Raw genomic sequence first — 21,313 nt, 5'->3', positions numbered from 1 at the left:
TTTTTGTATTTTGTTGAGGAGGGTTTTTGTTATGCAGGAAATCAGTATGCAGTTGGTAAAAGAACGACAGCCATTGCCGGAGGCGGATAAACTCGGCTTTGGCAAAATTTTTACGGATCATATGTTCTGTATGGACTATGAAGCAGGGAAAGGCTGGATTAATCCCCGCATTGAGCCTTATCGCGAGTTTGATATTGCCCCGGCGGCTATGGTGCTTCATTATGGCCAGGCGATCTTCGAAGGCATTAAAGCATTTCGGACTGAAGATAATCGAATTGTCGTGTTCCGTCCGAAAGACTATTTAGCCCGTTTTAACCGTTCGGCTGATATTCTTTGCATTCCTCAAATGAATGTAGAAGAAGTTTATGCTGGATTGATGAAGCTACTAGAAGTGGAAAAAGAATGGGTTCCCAATAAAGTGGGTACTGCTCTTTATATTCGTCCTTTCGTCATTTCGAATGACTCTTACCTCGGTGTCGGCGTAGCCAAGACCTATAAATTGATGATCATTCTGTCACCAGTAGGCGCTTACTATGCTAATGGCTTTAAGCCTGTTAAGCTGAAGGTTGAAGATCATTTCGTCCGCGCTTGTCCTGGCGGCGTTGGTGAAGCTAAGACGCCAGCTAATTATGCGGCAAGTCTTCGAGCTGGTGAAGTAGCGGAAAAAGAAGGCTTTTCCCAGGTGCTTTGGCTAGATGCGGTGGAACGGAAAAATATCGAAGAAGTCGGCGCAATGAATATATTCTTTAAAATCAACGGTGAACTGATTACGCCTGCATTAACTGGCAGTATCCTCGGTGGTATGACGCGTAAAACGGTGCTTGAACTTGCACCGGAACTGGGTCTCAAAGCAACCGAACGGGTCATTTCTATTGATGAAGTATATGAAGCTTATGACAAAGGACAGCTAGAAGAAATTTTCGGAACGGGTACAGCAGCTGTCATTTCTCCTGTCGGTTCTTTAACCTGGAAAGGTAAAACGATTACCGTCAATAATAATGAAACAGGCCCGATTGCTCAGCAACTCTTTGATATGGTAACAGGTTTGCAATATGGCAAACGCCAGGATAAACATGGCTGGGTCGCAACTGTTACGACACTCTAAGATCTTTTCTTAGAGTGTATCGAAAGAATTATCAGACAAAGGTCCTTAAAGTGCCCTCTGCTAAAGCAGAGGGTGCTTTTTTTGCATTTCTGAAAAGGTTTTTGCGGCGATTGGGTAGAATAAAAATAAAGACTAACATTTGAGGTTGGGATCGTATGTTACTACAAATTCGCGGCATTTTAGCTACGATTACATTGCTTGATATAGTGGATATATTAATAGTTGCTTTCTTCTTGTATAAATTTTATTCTATGATGAAAGATACGCGGGCTGTTGCGTTACTTAAAGGCCTTATCGTTCTATTAGTTGCCACTCTTGTCAGCAAATGGCTGGGGCTGAATGTCATCAACTGGATATTACAGAAAACGATGACAGTGGTGCTTGTTGCCTTGCCTGTTGTGTTTCAGCCCGAACTTAGACGGGCCTTAGAACAACTAGGGCGGGGCGGGATATTTAAAAAGAACATTTTTCTAAATGCCGAAGAGACAGAATCCTTTCTCGATGAAATTACGAAAGCTACCGTGGTTTTATCACAAAATAAAATTGGCGCTTTAATTATTTTTGAACGAGAGACGGGTCTTACGGATTATATTGAAACAGGCATAAAAGTGGGCGGTCTCGTATCAAGTGAATTTTTAATCAATATTTTTATACCCAATACGCCAATGCATGATGGCGCTGTTATTATTCGCGGCGACAGGGTAATGGCGGCTGGTTGTTTATTGCCATTAACAGATGACCGAACATTAAATAAAGAGCTTGGTACAAGGCATCGGGCCGCTATTGGCATTAGCGAGCAGGCTGATTGCGTTGTAGTGGTGGTCAGTGAAGAAACAGGTACGATTTCGATTGCTAGAGGCGGTCAGCTTATTAGACATCTTGATCAGGAGTCTCTGAAGAATATGTTAAGGCCGATATTTGTGGGCAAAACCTTGTCACTAGGCGACCTCTTTAATAGGAGGGCCACATCATGAATGGATTAAAAGACAAGAATATTGCTGCTAAAATTTTCTGCCTCATCATGGCTGTAGTGCTCTGGCTTTATGTAATGAATGAACAAAACCCTTCGATTGAAGCAAGCTATACCATTCCACTCGAAGTAAAGAATTTGTCGGCAGGCTATACACTGATTGATGCGCCTGAATCGGTTCGCGTTAAAGTCAGAGGCGCCCGCAGTACTATTGCCGCCATATCGGCTAGCGATATTGGCGCTTATGTGGATCTTAAAGGCGTCACCGAAGGACGTCATACTATTAAAATTAATGCCGTTGTTCCCACTTCCTTGGAACTGGTAGAAGTTAATCCTGACAAGGTGCCGCTGCGTATTGATACCGCTATAAGCCGCAGCTTGCCTGTAGAGATTAAATATACGAGCAGTCTGCCGCCTGGTCTTACCTTGGGAAAAGTAACAGTAAATCCTGAAATCGTTACTGTAGAGGGACCGCGCAGCTTGCTTGATCAAATGGATCGTGCTATTATACAGATTGATCTGAGTAATCGCACCGTTGATTTTTCAGGAACCTTTAATGTGTTGATTGTTAATAAAGACGGACGGGAAGTCGAAGGGGCTGCGCCACATCCGGGGCAGGTTACTGTTGAGGCGCAACTGATTCAGGATAATAAAAAGACTGTCGATGTGAAACCGGCGTTTAGCGGTCAATTACCGGCAGGCTATGTATTTAAGCAGATTCAAGTGATTCCGGCCAAAGTAGAGTTGTCCGGTACGAAGAATCTCATTGATCCGATTGAATATGTGACGACAGAGCCGATTACGATCGGTACCGATACGAAAGAACAAACCCGTGAAGTCAAAGTGTGGGTGAAAGATGGAATTACAGCTACTCCCACGACGGTGACTGTGAAATTTACTGTGGCTTTAAACCACTAAAGGAGATTCTTTTTTTGCTTAAAATTAGTAATTTTCGAATAGCCCTTACAGATGACAGGCCGCTGAATGAGCAGGCAGCCAAACGTCTCAAACTTCCTGTAAAGGCCGTTCGCTCTGTGCAGATTTTGCGGCGGGCTGTAGACGCCAGACGCAAACAGAATATTACTTTCGTTCATACCTTATTAGTAGATACGACAATTGCACCAGGGCAGGTACTAGCGAAGCTGCGTCATGACAAAGATGTGACGATTCAAAACCCGCTTGTCGCAGAACAGGTGGTAAAAGGGACGCAACCGCTGAAGGAACGTCCGGTTATCGTTGGTTTTGGACCGGCTGGCATGCTGGCTGCTTATACATTGGCGAAAGAAGGCTATGCGCCGCTTGTCTTAGAACGCGGTGGCGATATGGATCGCCGTACGGCTGCTGTGGAGCGGTTTTGGGCGAAAGGGGAGTTTTCGCCAGAGTCGAATGTTCAGTTTGGTGAAGGCGGCGCGGGGACGTTTTCTGATGGCAAGCTCACTACGAGAGTCAGTGATAAGCGAATGAGCGAAGTACTGGAACTCTTTGTAGAGTGCGGTGCACCGCCTGATATTTGCTATACCCATAAACCTCATATTGGAACTGATATTTTAAAAAGAGTTGTCAAAAATTTGCGCCAAAAGATCATTGACTTAGGCGGGGAAGTGCGTTTTTTTAGCCAAGTTACGAATTTGGAAAAAGACGCTTTCGGCGCCGTTAAATCGGTTACGATTGGTCAGCATGAAAAAATTCCTGCGTCTGTTGTGTTGCTGGGAATTGGTCATAGCGCCCGCGATACTTACGAAATGCTCAGCACCTCTGTCGCCATGGAAGCGAAGCCTTTTGCCATTGGCTTGCGTATTGAGCATCCGCAAAGTTTGATTGATCAGGCGCAGTACGGCAGCTTTGCTGGTCATCCCAAACTCGGGGCAGCTGACTATGCGCTTGTTTATCATGATAAACAAGCGAGCCGTACGGCTTATTCGTTTTGCATGTGTCCTGGTGGCATTGTTGTGGCTGCTGCCTCAGAACTAGGCGGTGTTGTCACAAATGGTATGAGTCATCACGCTCGTGCGTCTGGCATTGCTAACAGCGCCCTTGTGGTCAATGTGGAACCGCGTGACTTCGGACCGGGAGTCTTAGCGGGTATTGCTTTTCAGCGTCGCTATGAACAACTAGCTTATGCTGTGGCTGGATCCAATTATCAGGCACCGGGTGAAAGCGTTGCTTCCTTCTTAGGTCTTGACGGCACGTCCTTTTCTTTGTCGCCTACGTATCGCCCTGGCGTTGTAGCGGCGCCATTAAGCGAGTGCCTACCAGCATTTGTAACTGATACGTTGCGAGCAGCCATTACCGATTTTGGCCGGAAGATCAAAGGTTTTGATGATGGCGGCGCCCAACTCACTGGTGTCGAAACGCGTACATCCGCTCCCGTCAGAATACGCCGTAGTGCGAATTTCCAATCAGAAAATACGCCTGGGTTATATCCGATTGGTGAAGGTGCTGGCTATGCAGGGGGAATTATGAGCGCTGCTTTAGACGGAATGAATGCGGCTTACGCCGTAATTGCCGCATATGAGCCCTGTAGCTAGGGTATCTTATTATAGAGATCCGGAAGGAGATTGACATTTTGGGAAAGTTATTTGGAACAGATGGAGTAAGAGGTCTTGCTAATGAACAGTTGACACCGGAGCTGGCTTTTGATTTAGGTCGAGCCGCTACGTATTATTTTGGGAAACACGGCGAGAAACAGCCGGTGATTTTAATTGGTCGTGACACGAGAATATCTGGTCAAATGCTCGAATCAGCTTTGGCGGCAGGCATTTGCAGCGCTGGCGGTAAAGCTTTGTTGGCCGGTGTGATTCCGACGCCCGCTATTGCTTTTTTAACGAAACAAATCGGCGCGCAGGCTGGTGTCGTGATTTCCGCCTCGCATAATCCCTATCCTGATAATGGGATTAAGTTTTTTGCTGGCACAGGCTTTAAGTTGCCTGATGCCGTAGAAAATGAATTAGAAGAATTGATCTTTGATCTTGGTTCCTTGGAACGGCCTATTGCCAACGGGGTAGGTACGATCGAATACCGTCATAATCTGATTGAAGACTACATCGCTCATGCGTTAACAACAATTGATGTATCTTTGGCAGGCCTTCATGTCGTACTTGATTGTGCCAATGGCGCGGCCTTTGAAGTATCGCCACGTATCTTGACGCTAGCTGGCGCAAAAGTGACTGTGCTTCATAATGAACCGAATGGTATCAATATTAATGATCATTGTGGTTCGACCCATCTACAGAGTCTGCAAGAAGCAGTTCGCATGCAACGCGCTGATGTGGGCATTGCTCATGATGGCGATGCGGATCGCTGTCTGGCTGTGGATGAACGCGGTGAAATTATTGATGGGGATCATATGATGGTTATCTGTGCGAATATGTTCCATCAGGCTGGGCGGTTACAGCAAGATACACTTGTTACAACTGTCATGAGTAATATTGGTTTGCATCAAGCCATGAAACGCTCGGGGATTGCCATAGAAATTACGCCGGTTGGTGACCGCTATGTGCTCGAACGGATGCTGGAAAAAGGCTTTAATTTCGGCGGTGAGCAATCAGGCCATATTATTTTTAGCGACTATGCTACGACAGGCGATGGCATGATTACGGCGTTGCAGCTTTTAGCAGCGAAAGTAAAAGCGAAGAAGCCTTTTTCAGAATTAAGTGCTTCCATGACCACTTTTCCCCAGCTGTTAGTGAACGTACGCGTGGCAAGCAAAGACGGTTGGGAAGAGAATAAAGCAATTGCTGCTGCGATTACTGCTGGCGAAGAGCTTTTAGGAGATAGCGGGCGGATTCTTGTTCGTCCTTCTGGTACAGAGCCCTTAATCCGTGTTATGGCGGAAGGACCGACTATGGCTAAACTAGAAAAAATTGTGACCGAAATTGCTGCTGTTGTTAAAGTAGAGCAGGGGCAGGCTGAGTAAAGGATTCCTAAAGGTTGACTAGAAGAATAAAGTAGTTTAAAATAGGAAAATAGTGCAAGGGAGCACCCAAGGTGCTCCCTTGCCTATATAATGTAGTGAAAGGTGGTGAAAGGGGAAAAGTTAAGAAAGATAAGGGTCAAGAGTGAAGTTAAAAATTAAAGCGCTGGTGCTTGCCTCGGAGCGGAAGAGAGAGCAAGCAGACGAGGAAGAGGTTTATCGAAAAGTCAGCGGATGCCTCTCGGCGACTGCCGTCGTTAGCAGTTTTCCCAAAACCTCCGGGTAACCGGACCGACAAAAGAAACTGCGGCAGATTCATTTATTATTATTTTAGGAGGAATAGCCTGTATGTGCGGAATCGTTGGCTATATTGGACCGAAAGAAGCGGCTCCATTTTTATTGCAAGGACTATCAAAATTAGAATATCGCGGTTATGATTCAGCTGGAATCGCTGTATTTGACGGCAATCACATTAATGTATTAAAAAGTGTAGGTCGTTTGGCCGCTTTAGAAAAGAAAGTAGAGCAGTCTATGCCTAAAGGGCATCTCGGCATTGGGCATACTCGTTGGGCTACCCATGGTCGTCCGTCTGATAGTAACTCGCATCCTCATACGGATTGCACCGGTGATTTCGTTGTTGTTCATAACGGCATTATCGAGAATTACCTAAATTTGAAAGAGCAGCTCGCAGCGAAAGGCCATGTGTTTTCGTCAGAGACTGATACAGAAGTCGTTGCTCATTTATTAGAAGAATATTATGAAGGCGATTTTGAAGCGGCTGTCAAAAAGGTATTGTCAGTCATTTCCGGGTCTTATTCGCTCGTATTCATGACGAAACATGATCCCGATAAAATTATTTGCACTAAGCAGGATAATCCGCTTGTTATCGGCCTGGGACAAGGCGAAAACTTTATTGCTTCTGACATTCCTGCCATTATCAATTACACGCGTCGCACTTATATCTTAAGCGACGGTGAAATGGCGATTGTATCGAAAGATTCTGTATGGGTGCAGAACCGTCAGGGCGTGCCGATTAATAAAAAAGTTTTCGAAGTCAATTGGGATGCGGAAGCAGCTGAAAAAGGCGGCTATGAGCATTTCATGATTAAAGAAATTTATGAACAGCCAAAAGTAATTCGTGAAACCATGACAAGTCGTTTGGCCAAAGATGATAGTCATATCATTTTTGAAGAACTGAAATGGACGAAAGATGACTTTGCTGGCGTGAAAAAGATTCTGATCACTGCCTGCGGTACGGCTTACCATGCTGGTGTCGTAGCGAAATATTATATTGAACAATTGGCGAGAATTCCCGTAGAAGTTGATATTGCTTCGGAATTCCGTTATCGGACGCCGCTCGTTGACGAATCGACGTTGGCGATTGTAATCAGCCAGTCTGGTGAAACAAGTGATACTTTGGCGGCGTTAAAAGAAGCGAAACGTCTTGGCGCTCGTACTTTGGCTGTTACCAATGTTGTTGGTTCTTCCATTGCCCGCGAAGCCGATCAAGTTGTTTATACTTGGGCCGGTCCGGAAATTGCCGTTGCTTCGACGAAAGCTTATACAACGCAGCTTGTCAGCCTCTTTATGTTAGCTCTGTATATGGCTGATCTCAAAGACAGCTTAAAGCCAGAACGAATGAAAGAACTGATTTCCGGTCTGCGTAATATTCCGGCGCAAGCCCATGAAATGCTAGAAGATGTAGAACCAATTAAGACTTTTGCTGAAAAATACGGTTTTAGTGAAGATGTATTCTTTATTGGCCGTTCGCTTGATTATGCCGTAGCTTTGGAAGGTTCTTTGAAACTGAAAGAAATTTCCTATATTCATGCTGAAGCCTATGCAGCTGGTGAATTGAAGCATGGTACGCTGGCCCTCATTATTGAAGGCGTGCCTGTTATCGCTATGGCTACGCAGATGGATGTCTATGAAAAGACTTTGAGCAATATTAAAGAAGTTAAAGCTCGTGACGCTGTAGTTATTGGCCTAGGCTTTATCGGTGATGAACAGCTTGGTAAATATGTGGATCATACGATTCTCATTCCGAAAACCGAAAAATACTTGGCGCCGATTCTTTCCGTCATTCCGCTCCAGTTGCTCGCTTACTATGCAGCAATTACGCGCGGTTGCGACGTTGATAAACCGAGAAATTTGGCAAAATCTGTAACTGTTGAATAGGACGGTTAGATAAAGAAAAAAGCTGTAGAAAAATAATAAAGTTATTAAATAAACAAAAAAGTTATTAAGTGAATACTAAAGTTATTAAATAAAGAACCATTTTACGGAAGTGTAAAATGGTTCTTTATAATTATTCCCATAAAAATTTAGCTTCTTTGAATTCATTACTATGTTCTGAAAGGTATTTTTTTGCAGCGTTTTCATTCTTGAAATATTTCATTGCGGAGAAGGATTCATTTCCTACTTCTTCAATAATTATTCTTAACCTATAATCTTCATCTTCATCTTGATTGAGATGTTCAAATGATTTTATTTTAATTGAATTAAAATAAGTTAAGCAAAATAACTCGAAATTTTCACCCCAAAACTCTATAGGGGCCTGCAATATACTGGCTACGGTGCCTATGGTTCCTATCGCACTCTTTATATTTTCAATATCTGGAGTAACTAATTCAAAACTATTTAATGTGCCTTTGATTTTAAAAGGCTGATTATCAACAAAAGATTTGCAAAGCATTTCTAATATTTCAGCATCTTTCATTTCGACGGGGAAGCGTGGTTCAAACTTTATATTAAGGATTTTTTCAAGTTTTAAAATTTTTTTCCAATAAATTAGTACATCTTCAAGGTCTTTATTTTCAGTATCATCAGATATGGTAATTTCTCCTGTAAATATTTCACCAAACAGTTTTATTGTATTTATTGTGAGTGACCGATCTAAAAGCGCCTTATAAATTGTTAATAAGCGAACTAATTCAGTGATAGTTTTAGCTCGATCTAGATAGACTATATAGGATATTTGGTATTTTTCTTTTTTTGTGAAAATAATTTTAAATTCAAGTAGAACAGTAGCATGCGAGTTTTTTAATTGAATTATTAAAGGTTTATTTTGGAGCATGTTAAATGTGGCAATTTCAAGATTAATATCATTTGTACAAGCGTTTATATCTAATGAAAATGAGAGGGGAATATTAGATTCTTTTGATTTCATCAGCGCACTACACCTCTTACCAATCTTCTCTAATTTTATCAAATACTAGAATTTTTGATATCAATATTAACTTTTCATTTCTTTCTGCATTAAACTGATCTCCCTGAATGAAATGGATAATTTCTTCCCTATCTTTTTGTGATGCAACAATAAGATATTTTATTTTATCTAAATTGAATGTTATTCCATATTTTGGACTTGATTCAATTATTGAATTGTAAGTTTGCTCTTTGTCAGGTGGTGTGAGCATTTTGTTCACTATTAGAGGAATATTGTCACCTAATTCATTAGGAATATATCTCCACTCTTTTTCGTCATGAAAGTTACAAGAAATAACGCCTTCTGTTCTTTCCATATCTCCTGACAAGGGCTTAATATACTTAAAAATATCAAGAAAAGGAATGCTGGTCATGTCTTTGCTGAAACTGCCATTATTAATATGTTGATCTAAATAATGACTTAAAATTTTACCAATGATTGAGTTTTCATTTACATACTGAACAGGCTGTAAACCTTCTGTGATTAGCCATTGTTTGTCAAATCCAATACCAAATTTTCCATATATACCCATATGGTTAACTAGTTTATTTAAATAGATATCACAAAAACATTTCATAGGAAAAGCCAATGGAGGAACCGTTTTATTTAGAAAAGTAAATTTTTCTGTGCAAAATCTTGGAGAAATTTTTTTGTGATGTAACATTGTAGTTAAATAATCCAATTTCTCCATAAAGTGAAACAATGTATTTGCGCTTTGTTTGAATTTTATATAAGGGGCCTTTGATTGGGGTTGAGAAGGGTTTTTTCCCGTTAAAATGAAGATATTTCCTGCGGTAGCGAAGCCTGACCTTTGTTTTGACATAAATTGATAGCACCTTCTATGTGTTTTATCAAGCTTATTTTATCATAGGAATATGCATGCCGTTATAAAAAACTTTAAATAAATTACGTAGTACAGAGAGCGGAGGCCTTATAAGTTCTGGTAAGAAAAATTTTACAAAATATTTTTATGATAGCACTAGGGTTTCTGTCAGCTATAGCGAAGCAGTAAGGTAATTATAAAATGTATTATTGGGTCAGATATTGTAGGGGGATTTTTTATGAAATTGTTATATTGTCCAAAATGTTACGATATCTTTAATTTAAGCAATATCGAGAAGGCTTGTAGCTGTGGAGCCACTAGCGGTTACTATTTAGAAAATAATCTAGATGCTGTTTATAAAGGGCTAGGAATCCCTTTAGGTATATCAAATACAAGCTTCATTCTAGCAATGGAAAAGCAAAGACATTTAAATTTATTATCTGAAATTCCTTTTGAAGGAGCAAAATTTGAGACATGGATTATTCCCAAAGACTGTAAAACATTTCGTAAAGAATTTGAATAGCCGACTATGAATATACCATGCTAGATTGTTAGTAGAAGAATTTATTGAGTGTCGTGAAAAAGAAGCAGGCCTCAAAAGTGAGCCTGCTTTTAAAATAATTATTAAAGTTGGAAATTATCGGACTACCTAATTAGGATATTTGCTATATTAGGAGGTGACTAAATGTGGCAAAGCGGAATAATGGATGGGATGAAAATAAGATTAAGCGATACATAACAGATGGTAGAGGAATAGGAGAAGGTAAAGAATATAAACCGTGGCTTACTATACAAGACGTTCCATCTGATGGCCGTGCTACGCGCTGTAGAGGATGGAAAACGGATCGGATACATCATTTGATGTCTGATCATGAAAAACGTTATTTTTATTTACTTGAGTGGGCGAAAGATGTTATTGATATTTTAGAGCAATTTCCTTTATCAAGAGAAATAACATATACGATTGCAGAGAACAAAGAAATTAGACATCCGCAGGATACGGTCAGTAAGACATTACTTGTTTTAACAACTGATTTTCTGATAAAAGTTAAACAAAACGGCAATATCAAGTATATAGCAAGAACCATTAAGCCAGCTGAATTCCTTGAGCAAAATAGAGTCATAGAAAAATTTGAAATTGAGCGTGCCTATTGGCAGGAAAAGGGCATTGACTGGAAAGTGGTTACGGATCAAGATATCCCAATTCCGTTTGCTGCAAATATAGAATGGATACATTCTGCCTATTGGTTGGACGCATTAGATGAGTATGCTGTTGATGACAGCAAAATTCTTATAAATATTTTATTGTCCGAGCTGTCAAAACCATTAAACTTGTCTATGATTCAGCTTGTATCCTCTCTCGATTCTACATATCATCTAGAAGCCGGTACCTTCTTATATATTTTAAGATATTGTTTAGCAAAAAGACTAATTTTATGTGATTTAACAAAAAAATTTGATTTGAGAAAAGCCGCTTCTGAATTTATCGTTAATAAGTTTGCAGGTGAGGAGTGTGGAATCGTATGATTGCCGTAAATGATATTATACAGTATCATCGTGCAGAAAATTACCTGGAACGAATTTTATGGATTGATGAAGATTGGCAATGGATTTTTCTAATTGATATTTCATCAGATAAAGCATTTCCCATTATGAAAAAGGGAGAAGAAGTCCTTAGGCTCATAGAGACTGGTTTGGCAGAAAAAGTAACGAATGATCCCTTATATAAATTTTTTGTTGAAAGTGAATTAACGGAAAAAGAGAAAAGTATTAGGGAAAAAGCATGGGATGTCATTTATCCTTTAATTCAGCCGAAAAATCAGCCAGACATCTATCAGAGAAATAAACGAGGCAGAATGGTAAAGACGGCTGCTGAAGTCCATCATATTAGCCTATTTATGGTCTATAAATATTTAAGGCGTTATTGGCAAAGAGGACAGAATAAAAATGCTCTAATCCCAGATTACGCGAATTCTGGTGGCTTTGGTAAGCCAAAGACTGTAGGAAAGTCGAAACGAGGAAGACCTAAAAAATACGCTAATGAGTTATCGGAAGGGATTAATATCACGGAATCTATAAAGCAGATTTTTAGTGTAGCCATTAGTGAGTTTTACTTAAAAAATAAAAAAGCATCTCTATATGATGCATATAAATTTATGCTGAAAAAATACTTTCATGAAGATGTTTATTATGAAAATGGCAAAAAGAAAACAATCTTGCTTTCTGAAGCAGAGCAACCTACTTTTATTCAATTTAAATATTGGCATAAAAAAATGAGAGATATAAGTGAAGAGATTATAGCCCGTAAAGGAAAAAGAAAGTATCAAAAAGATCATCGTGCATTACTTAAAACCTCTACGCAAGAAGTTTTGGGTCCTGGTGCACGTTATCAAATTGATGCAACAATTGGAGATATCTATCTTGTATCTCAGTTTAATCGGAACTGGATTATTGGGCGGCCTGTTATATATTTTGTGATTGATGTATTCAGTAGGATGATTACCGGAATGTATGTGGGTTTAGAAGGTCCTTCATGGCTTGGTTCTATGATGGCATTGGCGAATGCAGCTATCGATAAGGTTGCATTTTGCTATGAATTTGGCATTCCTATTACAAAAGAAGAATGGCCTTGCCAGCATATTCCAGATACTATTTTAGGTGATCGTGGTGAGATGGAAGGTTGTATGGTGAATACTCTTGTGAATTCTTTAAATGTCAATATTGAAAACGCAGCACCATATCGAGCTGACTGGAAAGGAATTGTAGAGCGGTATTTTCGCACAGTACAAGAACAGGTAAAACCTTTATTACCAGGATATATTGATATAGATTTTCGTCAAAGAGGCGGTATTGATTATCGTTTAGATGCGAAATTAGACATACGTCAATTTACTCAGATTATTATTGAATGTGTTTTATATCATAATAATCAGCATGTTTTAAAAAAATATGTATGGGACGAAGGCATGATTGAGGATGATATTGATTTAAGACCCATTAGTTTGTGGAATTGGGGAATTTCTAAACGCTCTGGACGATTGCGGAGTTTTCCTGAAGAAATTATAAAACTTAATTTATTGCCTAAAGATCAAGCTACTGTGACTCATAGAGGGATCAAATATAAGTCAATGTATTATAGTTGTGAAAAAGCATTAAAAGAAAAATGGTTTGATAAGGCGCGAAATCAAGGGAGTTGGAAAGTTGATTTTTCTTTTGATCCTCGTAATATGGATTATTTATATATTCGAGATGAACGAGGGCGGTCTTTTGAAAAATGTCAGTTATTGGATGGACAAGACAAATACTTAGATAAATCGCTTGCTGATATTCAGTATCTTATTGAATTTGAAAAACGCAAAGAGAAGAAAGAAGAATTTAAAGTTTTACAAGAACAGGTTGATTTAAACAGCAAAGTTGAGGAAATTGTAAGACAAGCAACAAGACAGACCGAAAGTGTATTGAATCGCAATGTTAGCCGAGCTCAAAAAGTAAAGGGAATTAAAGAGAACCGAAAAAAGGAAAGGGATGCGATCAGACAGGAAGAGGCTTTTGATTTAGCAGCTTATCAGCAGGAAGTAAAACAATTAGCTGATACTTCCTATCTTTCTGGGAATCTAGCAGAAACAGGAGATGAGTATCCTCGTAAAATTTCTTTATTGAGAAAAAAACAGCAGGAAAAACTGAAGAAAGGGGAGTGAGTATGGAAGTGGTTGGGCGAACTTGTGCAGTTCATGCAAACTATATAAAACAAGAAATTCCAGAGTATCGTGGGAATCCTCTAATAGAAGCTCTCCCGGAGATTTTATCAGAAGAAAAGGCTATTGAAAAGTTAGCGGTTTACCCTGATTATCATGAAGAAGAAAGATATTTGGAAGCACATTATCGATATCATTGTATTCAAAGACTTTTTCGATACTTTCAACCCTTGTCACAACATCTTGATTTAGAGCAGCGGTTTTCCCGAATTATTAGGCAGGGTTATTTAGGGCGTAATCCCGCAACGAAAGATTTTATTAAACAGTTACAACGAAGATTAGATGTTATTGAGCGGGATATTCGGACAACTGCGACCGCTTTTACTTTGATTGGAATCTCGGGAGTTGGTAAAACGACTGCTATTGAACGAATATTGTCGCTTTATCCGCAAGTTATTATTCATCAAACTCCTTTGAATTTATATCAAATAACGTGGCTCAAATTAGATTGTCCATATGATGGATCATTGAAAGGTTTATGTATTAGCTTTTTCTTGAAAGTTGACGAAGTTCTGGGAACATCGTACTTTAAAAAGTTTGGTGGTAATCGTCAGTCGATAGATTCCATGCTGGCTCACATGTCTCGTGTGGCCTCATTACATTGTATTGGTGTCTTAATTATTGATGAGATTCAGCATTTAAGTTTAGCTAAAAGTGGCGGTTCTGAACGTATGTTAAATTTCTTTGTTACTTTGGTTAATACGATCGGACTACCAGTGATTCTTATTGGCACGGTAAAAGCAATGTCTGTACTACAAGGAGCATTTCGGCAGGCTCGTCGCGGAACCGGTCAAGGAGATATGGTATGGAATAGCATTGAACATAACGAAAATTGGGATTTGATAATAGAAGGCATGTGGGAGTATCAGTGGACACGTAAGAAGATTGATTTAACGAGTGATATTAAGTCTCTGTTATATGAAGAAAGTCAAGGAATTATAGATATTGCTGTGAAGCTGTATATTCTTTCTCAAATTAGGGCTATTAGCGTAGGGACAGAGAAAATCAGTACATCTGTTATTCTGCAGGTCTCAAAAGATAGTTTACAATCTGTTCGTCCGATGTTACAAGCGCTTCGAAGTAAGGACATTTCGCAATTAGCTCGTTATGAAGATATTACTCCTTTAGATATTTCAGATCATATGCAAAAATATGCTGCTAAAATGAATCTATCGCAGATTATTTTTGAACAAAAGAAACAGGAAGAAGTAAAGCGAAAAGAGCAAAGTTCTGATTTAACGGAAAAACTTATCTTAGCCTTACTTCATTTAGATGTTGAAGCAGATCGTGCTCAAGCAATCGTTTATAAGATAGTAAAAGGTCGAGCAAAAGAAGGTTCGTATGAAGTATTTCTTAGAGCGGCTGTTGCTGAAGCATTAAGGTTTGATAATGACGAAAAAAGTAAGGTATTACAAGCGAGCTCTGAAAAGACAATGTTAAAGGAAATATCAAACAAGAAAGACCCTTGTGATTTACGGGATATTGTAGCAAAAGGAAGAAAAAAGCGGAATTCAGCTTATGAAGCACTAAAAGAAAGCGGGCATATTATATCTCCTCTCGAAGAATTTTGTTTCTAAAGGAGTAGAGGCTTTATGATGGTGTTTTTTCCACATCCCTATCCGGATGAAATTTTATATAGTGTATTTGCCCGATATCACCAACAATCTGGAAATATTGCAGATAAAATTACGATGGAAGAATTGTTTGGAGCGAAGACGGCTACAGCAATACTTGAATTTCCAAGTCGTTTACAAAGCTTAATAAATAGATTGCCCTTAGGGGCAAAATATTCTTTTGATGGATTGGTTAAAAATCATACTTTATTACCGCTTTATGCACCTTTTATTCCCAAAACTCGTTTAAGTCGAGTACTCTCAAAGATGCGTAGTGATAAAGATGATGGAATTCATCAACTAATAGGAACTTTAGCAAGTTCTGTTCCTATGGATAAATCACTCCGATTTTGTCCCCAATGTTTGCAAGAAGAAGAAGCGAAAAATGGAGAAGGGTATTGGCATAGAACACATCAAGTTTTCGGGGTTTTTGTTTGTAAAGATCATAAATGCTTTTTATATGAAAGCTTTATTCGGCGATCTGACAAGAATAAGCATTCTTTCATTGTGATTTCTTCTAAAAGCTGCAAAACTATTGAATTCGAAAGATATAGTAGTTTTGTTATTAAAAAATTGCTTGCCATAGCAGAGGCGGTTTATTGGATGCTTGCTAATATGCCAATACAAAGTTTTTGTTTGAGCTTACATGAAAAGTATTTTTCTTTATTAGCAAGAAAGAAATTAGTAAAAGGTCGTAGGTTTATTGATCAAAAAAGTCTATATGAGCAATTTTTCAGCTATTATGGACAAGACGTATTACGGCTCATGCAATCAGAAGTCGATTATGAAAATCCGAATTGTTGGCTAAAAGCTATTACTCGAAAACATCGAAAATCTTTTCATCCTATTCGTCATATTTTGTTTATCTTATTCTTAACCGATACTGTAAAAGAGTTTTTTGCAAAAAACGTCATCGAATATCCCTTTGGTAAAGGGCCTTGGCCCTGTTTAAATGCTGCAGCAGTTCATTTTCATAAAAATATCGTCCAAAATATGAAGATTACGATGGATCATAAAACCAAGCAACCTGTTGCCACTTTTTCTTGTGAATGTGGTTTTATTTATTCTAGGCGTGGTCCTGACCAATCGCTAAAAGATCGTTTACGTATTGGTCGTATTAAAGAGTTTGGTTTGGTGTGGAAAGAAAAACTAAAATATTTTGTAGAGATTGAGAAACTTACAATGCGTCAAACGGCTCGTTATTTACAGGTTGATACCATGACGGTAAAAAAATATGCTTCTCTTTTAGGATTTAAATCAGGATGGAAAGAGAACAAACCATATTTTAATGCAAAAAGCAATAAGGATGACTCGGAAATAAGGTATCAAGAATTTCAAAATATATGGTTACAGCTAAAAGATCAGTTTCCTAACGAAACAATAACTCAACTTAGAAATAGAAATAAAAAACTGTATATGTGGCTTTATCGCCATTCAAATCAATGGCTTCAAGAGAATTCCTTGTATTTGGGAAAGAGAGAAGAAAAAGCAACGCGAGTTAATTGGATAAAGCGTGACATTGATTTTTTAGAAAAGGTAAATAACGCTACTGAGCGGTTGTTCACAGAAGGAAAAAAGCCGATCCGCATTACGATGAGTCAGATTGGAAAACGGATTGGAGCATTAGCTTTATTAGAAAAGCACTTAGATAAAATGCCACAGACAAAGCAATATTTAGAAGAAAATATTGAGACTCTTGAATCATTTCAAATGAGAAGAATATCTTGGGCGGTTCAACAACTTGCACAAGAGGGGAATGAAATAAAGCCATGGAAAGTAATGAAAAAAGCTGGCTTAAAATATAAGACAAGTCTTTTGGAAGCATATATTGATGATCAAATAGCCAAAGTTGGGAGAAAAATTGATGCTGAAACTTAATCCCTGGCCCTTTATCAAAGATGAATCAGTGATGCTTTATTGGCTCTGCGCGCCGTATAGGAATAAAGAAAATTTATGGATAATACCAACCGTATTTCAAAATGTGAGAAATAAAACTTTTACCACGGTAGAGTATGCCTGGGGAACTATCCCTTTGCTGCGATTAGGACGAACCTATAAAAATAAACTTTTACAAGCGGCGACTATCGCCAATTTCAGATCAAGTTTAAATATATCAAAAGATGCTGGGAAAGTTGTGACAGCTTGGGAAATACCGAAAGATTTATGGTCTTTTCATAGAAATGGAAGATGGGGAAATCAAAAGATATATCAAGTGAGATTTGATGAAATCACTTACTATATCCCTTGTATTGAATTGATTCGCGCGTATTTTGCGCCGAATGTTGCACTAGCTAACCAACTTTTGCAACCAAATGGGCTTGATTTTTGGGTTGTGAGAGAAAAGATAATGGGAGAGACTTTAAAAATTGACTTTAACGAAGATATGCCGCAAAGCATGTTAAATAGTTCTATGGTTCAATACTTTTCTTGGCTTTACTATAATAGTAAGAATAAAAATGCATGGGAGTCTATCTATAACTCTTTGTGTAATATTGCGCTGCAAAATGATGCCACTTTTTTAGCAAAATCAGTTGGTAGTGGGTATCCATTACATTTTGATCCGAATTTATTAGGGGAATGCTCGTTTCAATACAAAGGACATTTGATAGGAAAAAATTGTTTGGTTTTGGAGGTTACAAGCCCGGAGTTGAAAGAAATACCATTTAGAGAGATTTTATATACTCATCCGAAGCTGGTATCTTATGAAAAAACGCTTGATCAAAACAAAGTAGAATCTGCCAAGAAGCAGATACAATCAGTCAGTGAAGATCATGAGTTAGGCGACCCAGGATTAGCGGCTAGGCCTAGTTTGAATACAGAGAAATTAGAGCATTATAGCGTTACATATAATTTTCAAGAGATGAGTAAGGTGAGAGGAATAAGACACCCTTTACAGGCTAAAAAATATGAGCAAGCAGAGAAACCATACGTTTTATCAAAAACTATAACTACACAAGACCAACATGCCGAAGGAAAGATACGCCCTATTGAAATAGAAGGGGCAGTGATTAAGTATGCAAAATCAATTAAAGGTTTAGAAGAATTTTTTCAGGGCGTTGAGATTTTGCAAGAAATTATGCCGGGGTTGGTTATTTCTATTGAAATTATTGAACTAAATAAGGGGAAAATATCTATTCTGCCTGATGGAACAAAGCGAAAATGCGCTATTGTTACAATGCATAGAGAAGGTAAGTGGTGCGGTACTTTGATTGAAGTTGCTAGGCCAGATGGATGGAAGATTGCAACTGTATTCATTCAGGCATGTCAAAAATTCTCTAATATAAAAGAGCATGAAGTTATAGAAAATATAATTAATTCTCTAGAAAAGCATTGGAATAAACAATATATTTACCCTTTAATAAAAAATAGATATATTGTTACTTTTATTAGACATTTAACAAAGAGTAGCCCTAGGATAATGGGAGGAAAAATAAAGGGATTTATTATAAGATTATCTAAATGATTACTTTATAAAGAATTCGTTATTTAAATTACTGATAACTTTAGAAAGGGTATATTGTAAAAAAGTCTCGCAAAGCAGTATCTCGAGCATAATGTGTTTCTGAAAGTGGTGATAGTTTTGATTTCATTTATACATCTGTCTGATATTCACTTTAGAAGTTTTAGTGGAGATAAATATGATTTAGATAATGACTTACGCGAAGAATTATTAAATGACATAGAAAATAATGCAAAAACAATTTTACAAGATGTTAAAGGTGTTCTCATTTGTGGGGACATTGCATTTAGTGGAAAAAAACATGAATATGAAGTAGCAACAGAATTTCTTGATAAATTATGTTCTTATTTACAAATACCTAAAGAGAGTATATTTTGTGTTCCAGGAAATCATGATGTTGACCAAGATATACCTAAAGAGTTTTATATTATAAAAATGTTACAAGATCAACTGGATAAATGTGAAGGAAATGACGAGTTTGATGAATTATTAGCTAGAATAAGTAGAGATACTAAAAATGGTGATATCCTTTATTCCGCCATAGAATGTTACAATAATGATTTTGCCGCAAAGTATGGATGTTCGATTAGTACTAACAATCCGCATTGGGTTGGAGAATTTGAATTGAACGATATTTATAAGTTACATATAATAGGGATGAATTCAACGATAATTTCTAATGCTGATGATCATAAAGCAAGTAAACAAGATCGGTTGATGTGTATAAGTCAGTGTCAGATTCCTAGTAGGAAAGAAAATACGGTTTTCCTGTCATTATGCCATCATCCACCTGAATGTTGGAAGGACGATGATTTTAAGATTAGTAAAAAATTAAATTCTAGAATTCATGTGCAATTATATGGACATAAGCATATGCAGGTCATTAAGAAAATAGATCAAACAGTGATTCTTGGTAGCGGGGCTACACATCCTTCTCGAAAAGAAAAAGATTGGATTCCTCGATATAACTGGATATGCTTAGAGATTGTAAATAATGAAAAACTATCTCTTAAAATTTTTCCGCGAGTTTTAGATCAAATTAATGATAGGTTTATTCCTGATAATGAGTTGTGTGATGGAAATTTATTTATAGAATATAACATTTTGTTAAAATCAGAGAAAAAGACTGAAGTGAACAATAAACAAAGTAGTAATAGCGAATTTGCTTTTGTAATTAATGAATCGATCACTGATTATAATTATAAAACTTTAATCTTTGATTTTATTAATCTCCCCTATATTACTAGAGATGAAATTTTGATTAAGTTAGGCTTGAAGAATGAAAACGACACAGGGGTAAAACATGAAAAACTCATACGTCAAATTATCAAAAGAGCTGAAGAAAAAGACTGTGTTAATCAACTTTGGAATGAAATTCAAAAATGTAAAAGTTAGGGGTTAATAATATGCATGAAAATTTTAAAGAATGGTATACGGAAATATGTATTGATTTAAAAGAAGGGCAAATAGAAAAAAGAGAAAAGGCAATAAAGGTAATTTGTGAATCAGTAACTATAAATGAGGTTATTGGTTTAGTAGGTCTTTTCTTTAAATTTCTAAGACAAGATAGTTTAATAGATAAATTTGTTGATGAATTTAAAAAAATAGACATTTCATTTTCCAAGAAAAATGAGGAGGAAATTGCTGTATTAGCAGGAGCTACGTTATTGGAGATTGCTGAACAGGATAGAGACCTTTATAGTTTAGTCGAATTTTTAGTTTTGTCTACTGAATTTGGCGGACGTATGTCAGCAAATGAAGATATACTAAATGAAATAAAGAAAGTTTTTATACACGATTCATTAAAAATTCGTGAAAATACAGATGAAAAATTTCACATTCCCGATAGTAAAACATTAACGAATTTAGCAAATATGGGATTTACGCCGGAATATATTCAGTCTTTTGAGAAATACACCAAGGCCGTAGATAAATGTTTTAATTACTTAGAGAGAAAACAAAAAGTTAATCTTGAAGATTCCCAGTTTTTGTGGTGGCTAGTTTCAGGATGGAGTAATGACTTAAATTGCTCTTACAAAGATATAGGTAGAGATAAAGCTTGTCTTTTTATAGGAAAAGAAGCGGCTGAATTAGTTTCAGTTTTTCCGGGACCATACTCAATAAAAGGTGTTATAAGTAAACTTTTAGAAGGTTGCAAAAAAGAAAGGAATAAATCTAAGCTATTATTTAGCGATATTATTTCTAATATAGGAAACGAATGGAAAGAGAATTTTTCTAAAATATATAACAAACCTAATTTGTTCCCTTTCTTACCAATTACAGCCGCGATTATACGTTCAGAAAATACTGTAGCAAAGGAAGAATGGTTTCCTAAATTTGTTCGGGAGATGCCAGGTATCAAAGAAGACATAGAAAAAACACCAATTGAATATTCAATGCAATTATATATGGAAGTAATGACGATGAGATGTTTTATGAGTATACAAGATAAGTGAGGGCGTTTAA

General features: G+C 37.7%; 16 protein-coding genes. 14 read left to right on the top strand and 2 right to left on the bottom strand.

Translation table 11 applies throughout. From position 1 onward, the window contains the following. Window positions 1-31 precede the first annotated feature (31 nt). The 6 genes from AC0NJP_RS07315 to glmS all read left to right on the top strand — a co-directional run bounded on the left by AC0NJP_RS07315 (window position 32) and on the right by glmS (window position 8,166). Complete coding sequence (locus AC0NJP_RS07315) at window positions 32-1,105, top strand: branched-chain amino acid aminotransferase (RefSeq protein ID WP_474037452.1); 1,074 nt, start codon at window positions 32-34, stop codon at window positions 1,103-1,105. Between the two features lie 155 nt (window positions 1,106-1,260). Continuing rightward, window positions 1,261-2,079, top strand: a complete 819-nt coding sequence (cdaA, locus tag AC0NJP_RS07310; RefSeq protein ID WP_474037453.1) for a diadenylate cyclase CdaA — start codon at window positions 1,261-1,263, stop codon at window positions 2,077-2,079. Continuing rightward, complete coding sequence (locus AC0NJP_RS07305; RefSeq protein WP_474037454.1) at window positions 2,076-2,993, top strand: CdaR family protein; 918 nt, start codon at window positions 2,076-2,078, stop codon at window positions 2,991-2,993. The genes cdaA and AC0NJP_RS07305 overlap by 4 nt, the downstream gene beginning before the upstream one ends. 14 nt (window positions 2,994-3,007) lie before the next feature. Then, window positions 3,008-4,603: an NAD(P)/FAD-dependent oxidoreductase gene (locus AC0NJP_RS07300; protein ID WP_474037455.1), complete on the top strand. Its 1,596-nt coding sequence runs from the start codon at window positions 3,008-3,010 to the stop codon at window positions 4,601-4,603. Window positions 4,604-4,641: 38 nt separating this feature from the next. Then, the gene (gene glmM / locus AC0NJP_RS07295) at window positions 4,642-5,991 is read left to right on the top strand and encodes a phosphoglucosamine mutase (protein WP_474037456.1); all 1,350 of its coding nucleotides are present in this window, start codon (window positions 4,642-4,644) and stop codon (window positions 5,989-5,991) included. A 345-nt stretch (window positions 5,992-6,336) separates the two neighbouring features. Continuing rightward, window positions 6,337-8,166 (top strand): glutamine--fructose-6-phosphate transaminase (isomerizing), encoded by a 1,830-nt coding sequence (glmS, locus tag AC0NJP_RS07290; RefSeq protein WP_474037458.1) that lies wholly within the window; start codon window positions 6,337-6,339, stop codon window positions 8,164-8,166. A 130-nt stretch (window positions 8,167-8,296) separates the two neighbouring features. Here the strand turns inward: glmS and AC0NJP_RS07285 are convergent, their stop codons facing one another. Both AC0NJP_RS07285 and AC0NJP_RS07280 read right to left on the bottom strand, forming a co-directional pair. Next, on the bottom strand, window positions 8,297-9,157 hold the full coding sequence (locus AC0NJP_RS07285; RefSeq protein ID WP_474699350.1) for a hypothetical protein: 861 nt from the start codon (window positions 9,155-9,157) through the stop codon (window positions 8,297-8,299). 16 nt (window positions 9,158-9,173) lie between these two features. Then, entirely contained in the window at window positions 9,174-10,019 is an 846-nt protein-coding gene (locus tag AC0NJP_RS07280) for an abortive infection system antitoxin AbiGi family protein (RefSeq protein WP_474699349.1), read from the bottom strand. Between the two features lie 238 nt (window positions 10,020-10,257). Here AC0NJP_RS07280 and AC0NJP_RS07275 point away from each other — a divergent pair, with 238 nt between their 5' ends. From AC0NJP_RS07275 to AC0NJP_RS07240, 8 genes are all read left to right on the top strand, one after another. Continuing rightward, a complete protein-coding gene (locus tag AC0NJP_RS07275) occupies window positions 10,258-10,542 on the top strand; it encodes a hypothetical protein (RefSeq protein ID WP_474699348.1) in 285 nt (94 codons plus the stop codon). A 164-nt stretch (window positions 10,543-10,706) separates the two neighbouring features. Then, the gene (locus AC0NJP_RS07270; RefSeq protein ID WP_474699347.1) at window positions 10,707-11,546 is read left to right on the top strand and encodes a TnsA endonuclease N-terminal domain-containing protein; all 840 of its coding nucleotides are present in this window, start codon (window positions 10,707-10,709) and stop codon (window positions 11,544-11,546) included. Continuing rightward, the gene (locus AC0NJP_RS07265; RefSeq protein ID WP_474699346.1) at window positions 11,543-13,717 is read left to right on the top strand and encodes a Mu transposase C-terminal domain-containing protein; all 2,175 of its coding nucleotides are present in this window, start codon (window positions 11,543-11,545) and stop codon (window positions 13,715-13,717) included. Before AC0NJP_RS07270 ends, AC0NJP_RS07265 begins: the two co-directional genes overlap by 4 nt. A gap of 2 nt (window positions 13,718-13,719) precedes the next feature. Beyond that, window positions 13,720-15,351: an ATP-binding protein gene (locus AC0NJP_RS07260; RefSeq protein ID WP_474699345.1), complete on the top strand. Its 1,632-nt coding sequence runs from the start codon at window positions 13,720-13,722 to the stop codon at window positions 15,349-15,351. Between the two features lie 15 nt (window positions 15,352-15,366). Continuing rightward, window positions 15,367-17,265 carry a TnsD family transposase gene (locus tag AC0NJP_RS07255; protein WP_474699344.1) on the top strand — a complete coding sequence of 633 codons (1,899 nt, stop codon included), beginning with the start codon at window positions 15,367-15,369 and terminating at the stop codon, window positions 17,263-17,265. Next, on the top strand, window positions 17,252-18,850 hold the full coding sequence (locus AC0NJP_RS07250; RefSeq protein ID WP_474699343.1) for a hypothetical protein: 1,599 nt from the start codon (window positions 17,252-17,254) through the stop codon (window positions 18,848-18,850). Before AC0NJP_RS07255 ends, AC0NJP_RS07250 begins: the two co-directional genes overlap by 14 nt. 117 nt (window positions 18,851-18,967) lie before the next feature. Continuing rightward, window positions 18,968-20,242, top strand: coding sequence for a metallophosphoesterase (locus AC0NJP_RS07245; RefSeq protein ID WP_474699342.1), 1,275 nt, complete (start codon window positions 18,968-18,970; stop codon window positions 20,240-20,242). Between the two features lie 11 nt (window positions 20,243-20,253). Beyond that, window positions 20,254-21,303: a GTPase-associated system all-helical protein GASH gene (locus AC0NJP_RS07240; RefSeq protein ID WP_474699341.1), complete on the top strand. Its 1,050-nt coding sequence runs from the start codon at window positions 20,254-20,256 to the stop codon at window positions 21,301-21,303. The last annotated feature ends 10 nt before the right edge of the window (window positions 21,304-21,313 follow it).

Source organism: Pelorhabdus sp. sgz311002, from assembly GCF_056134285.1.
This window is presented reverse-complemented; position numbering and strand designations above follow the sequence as displayed.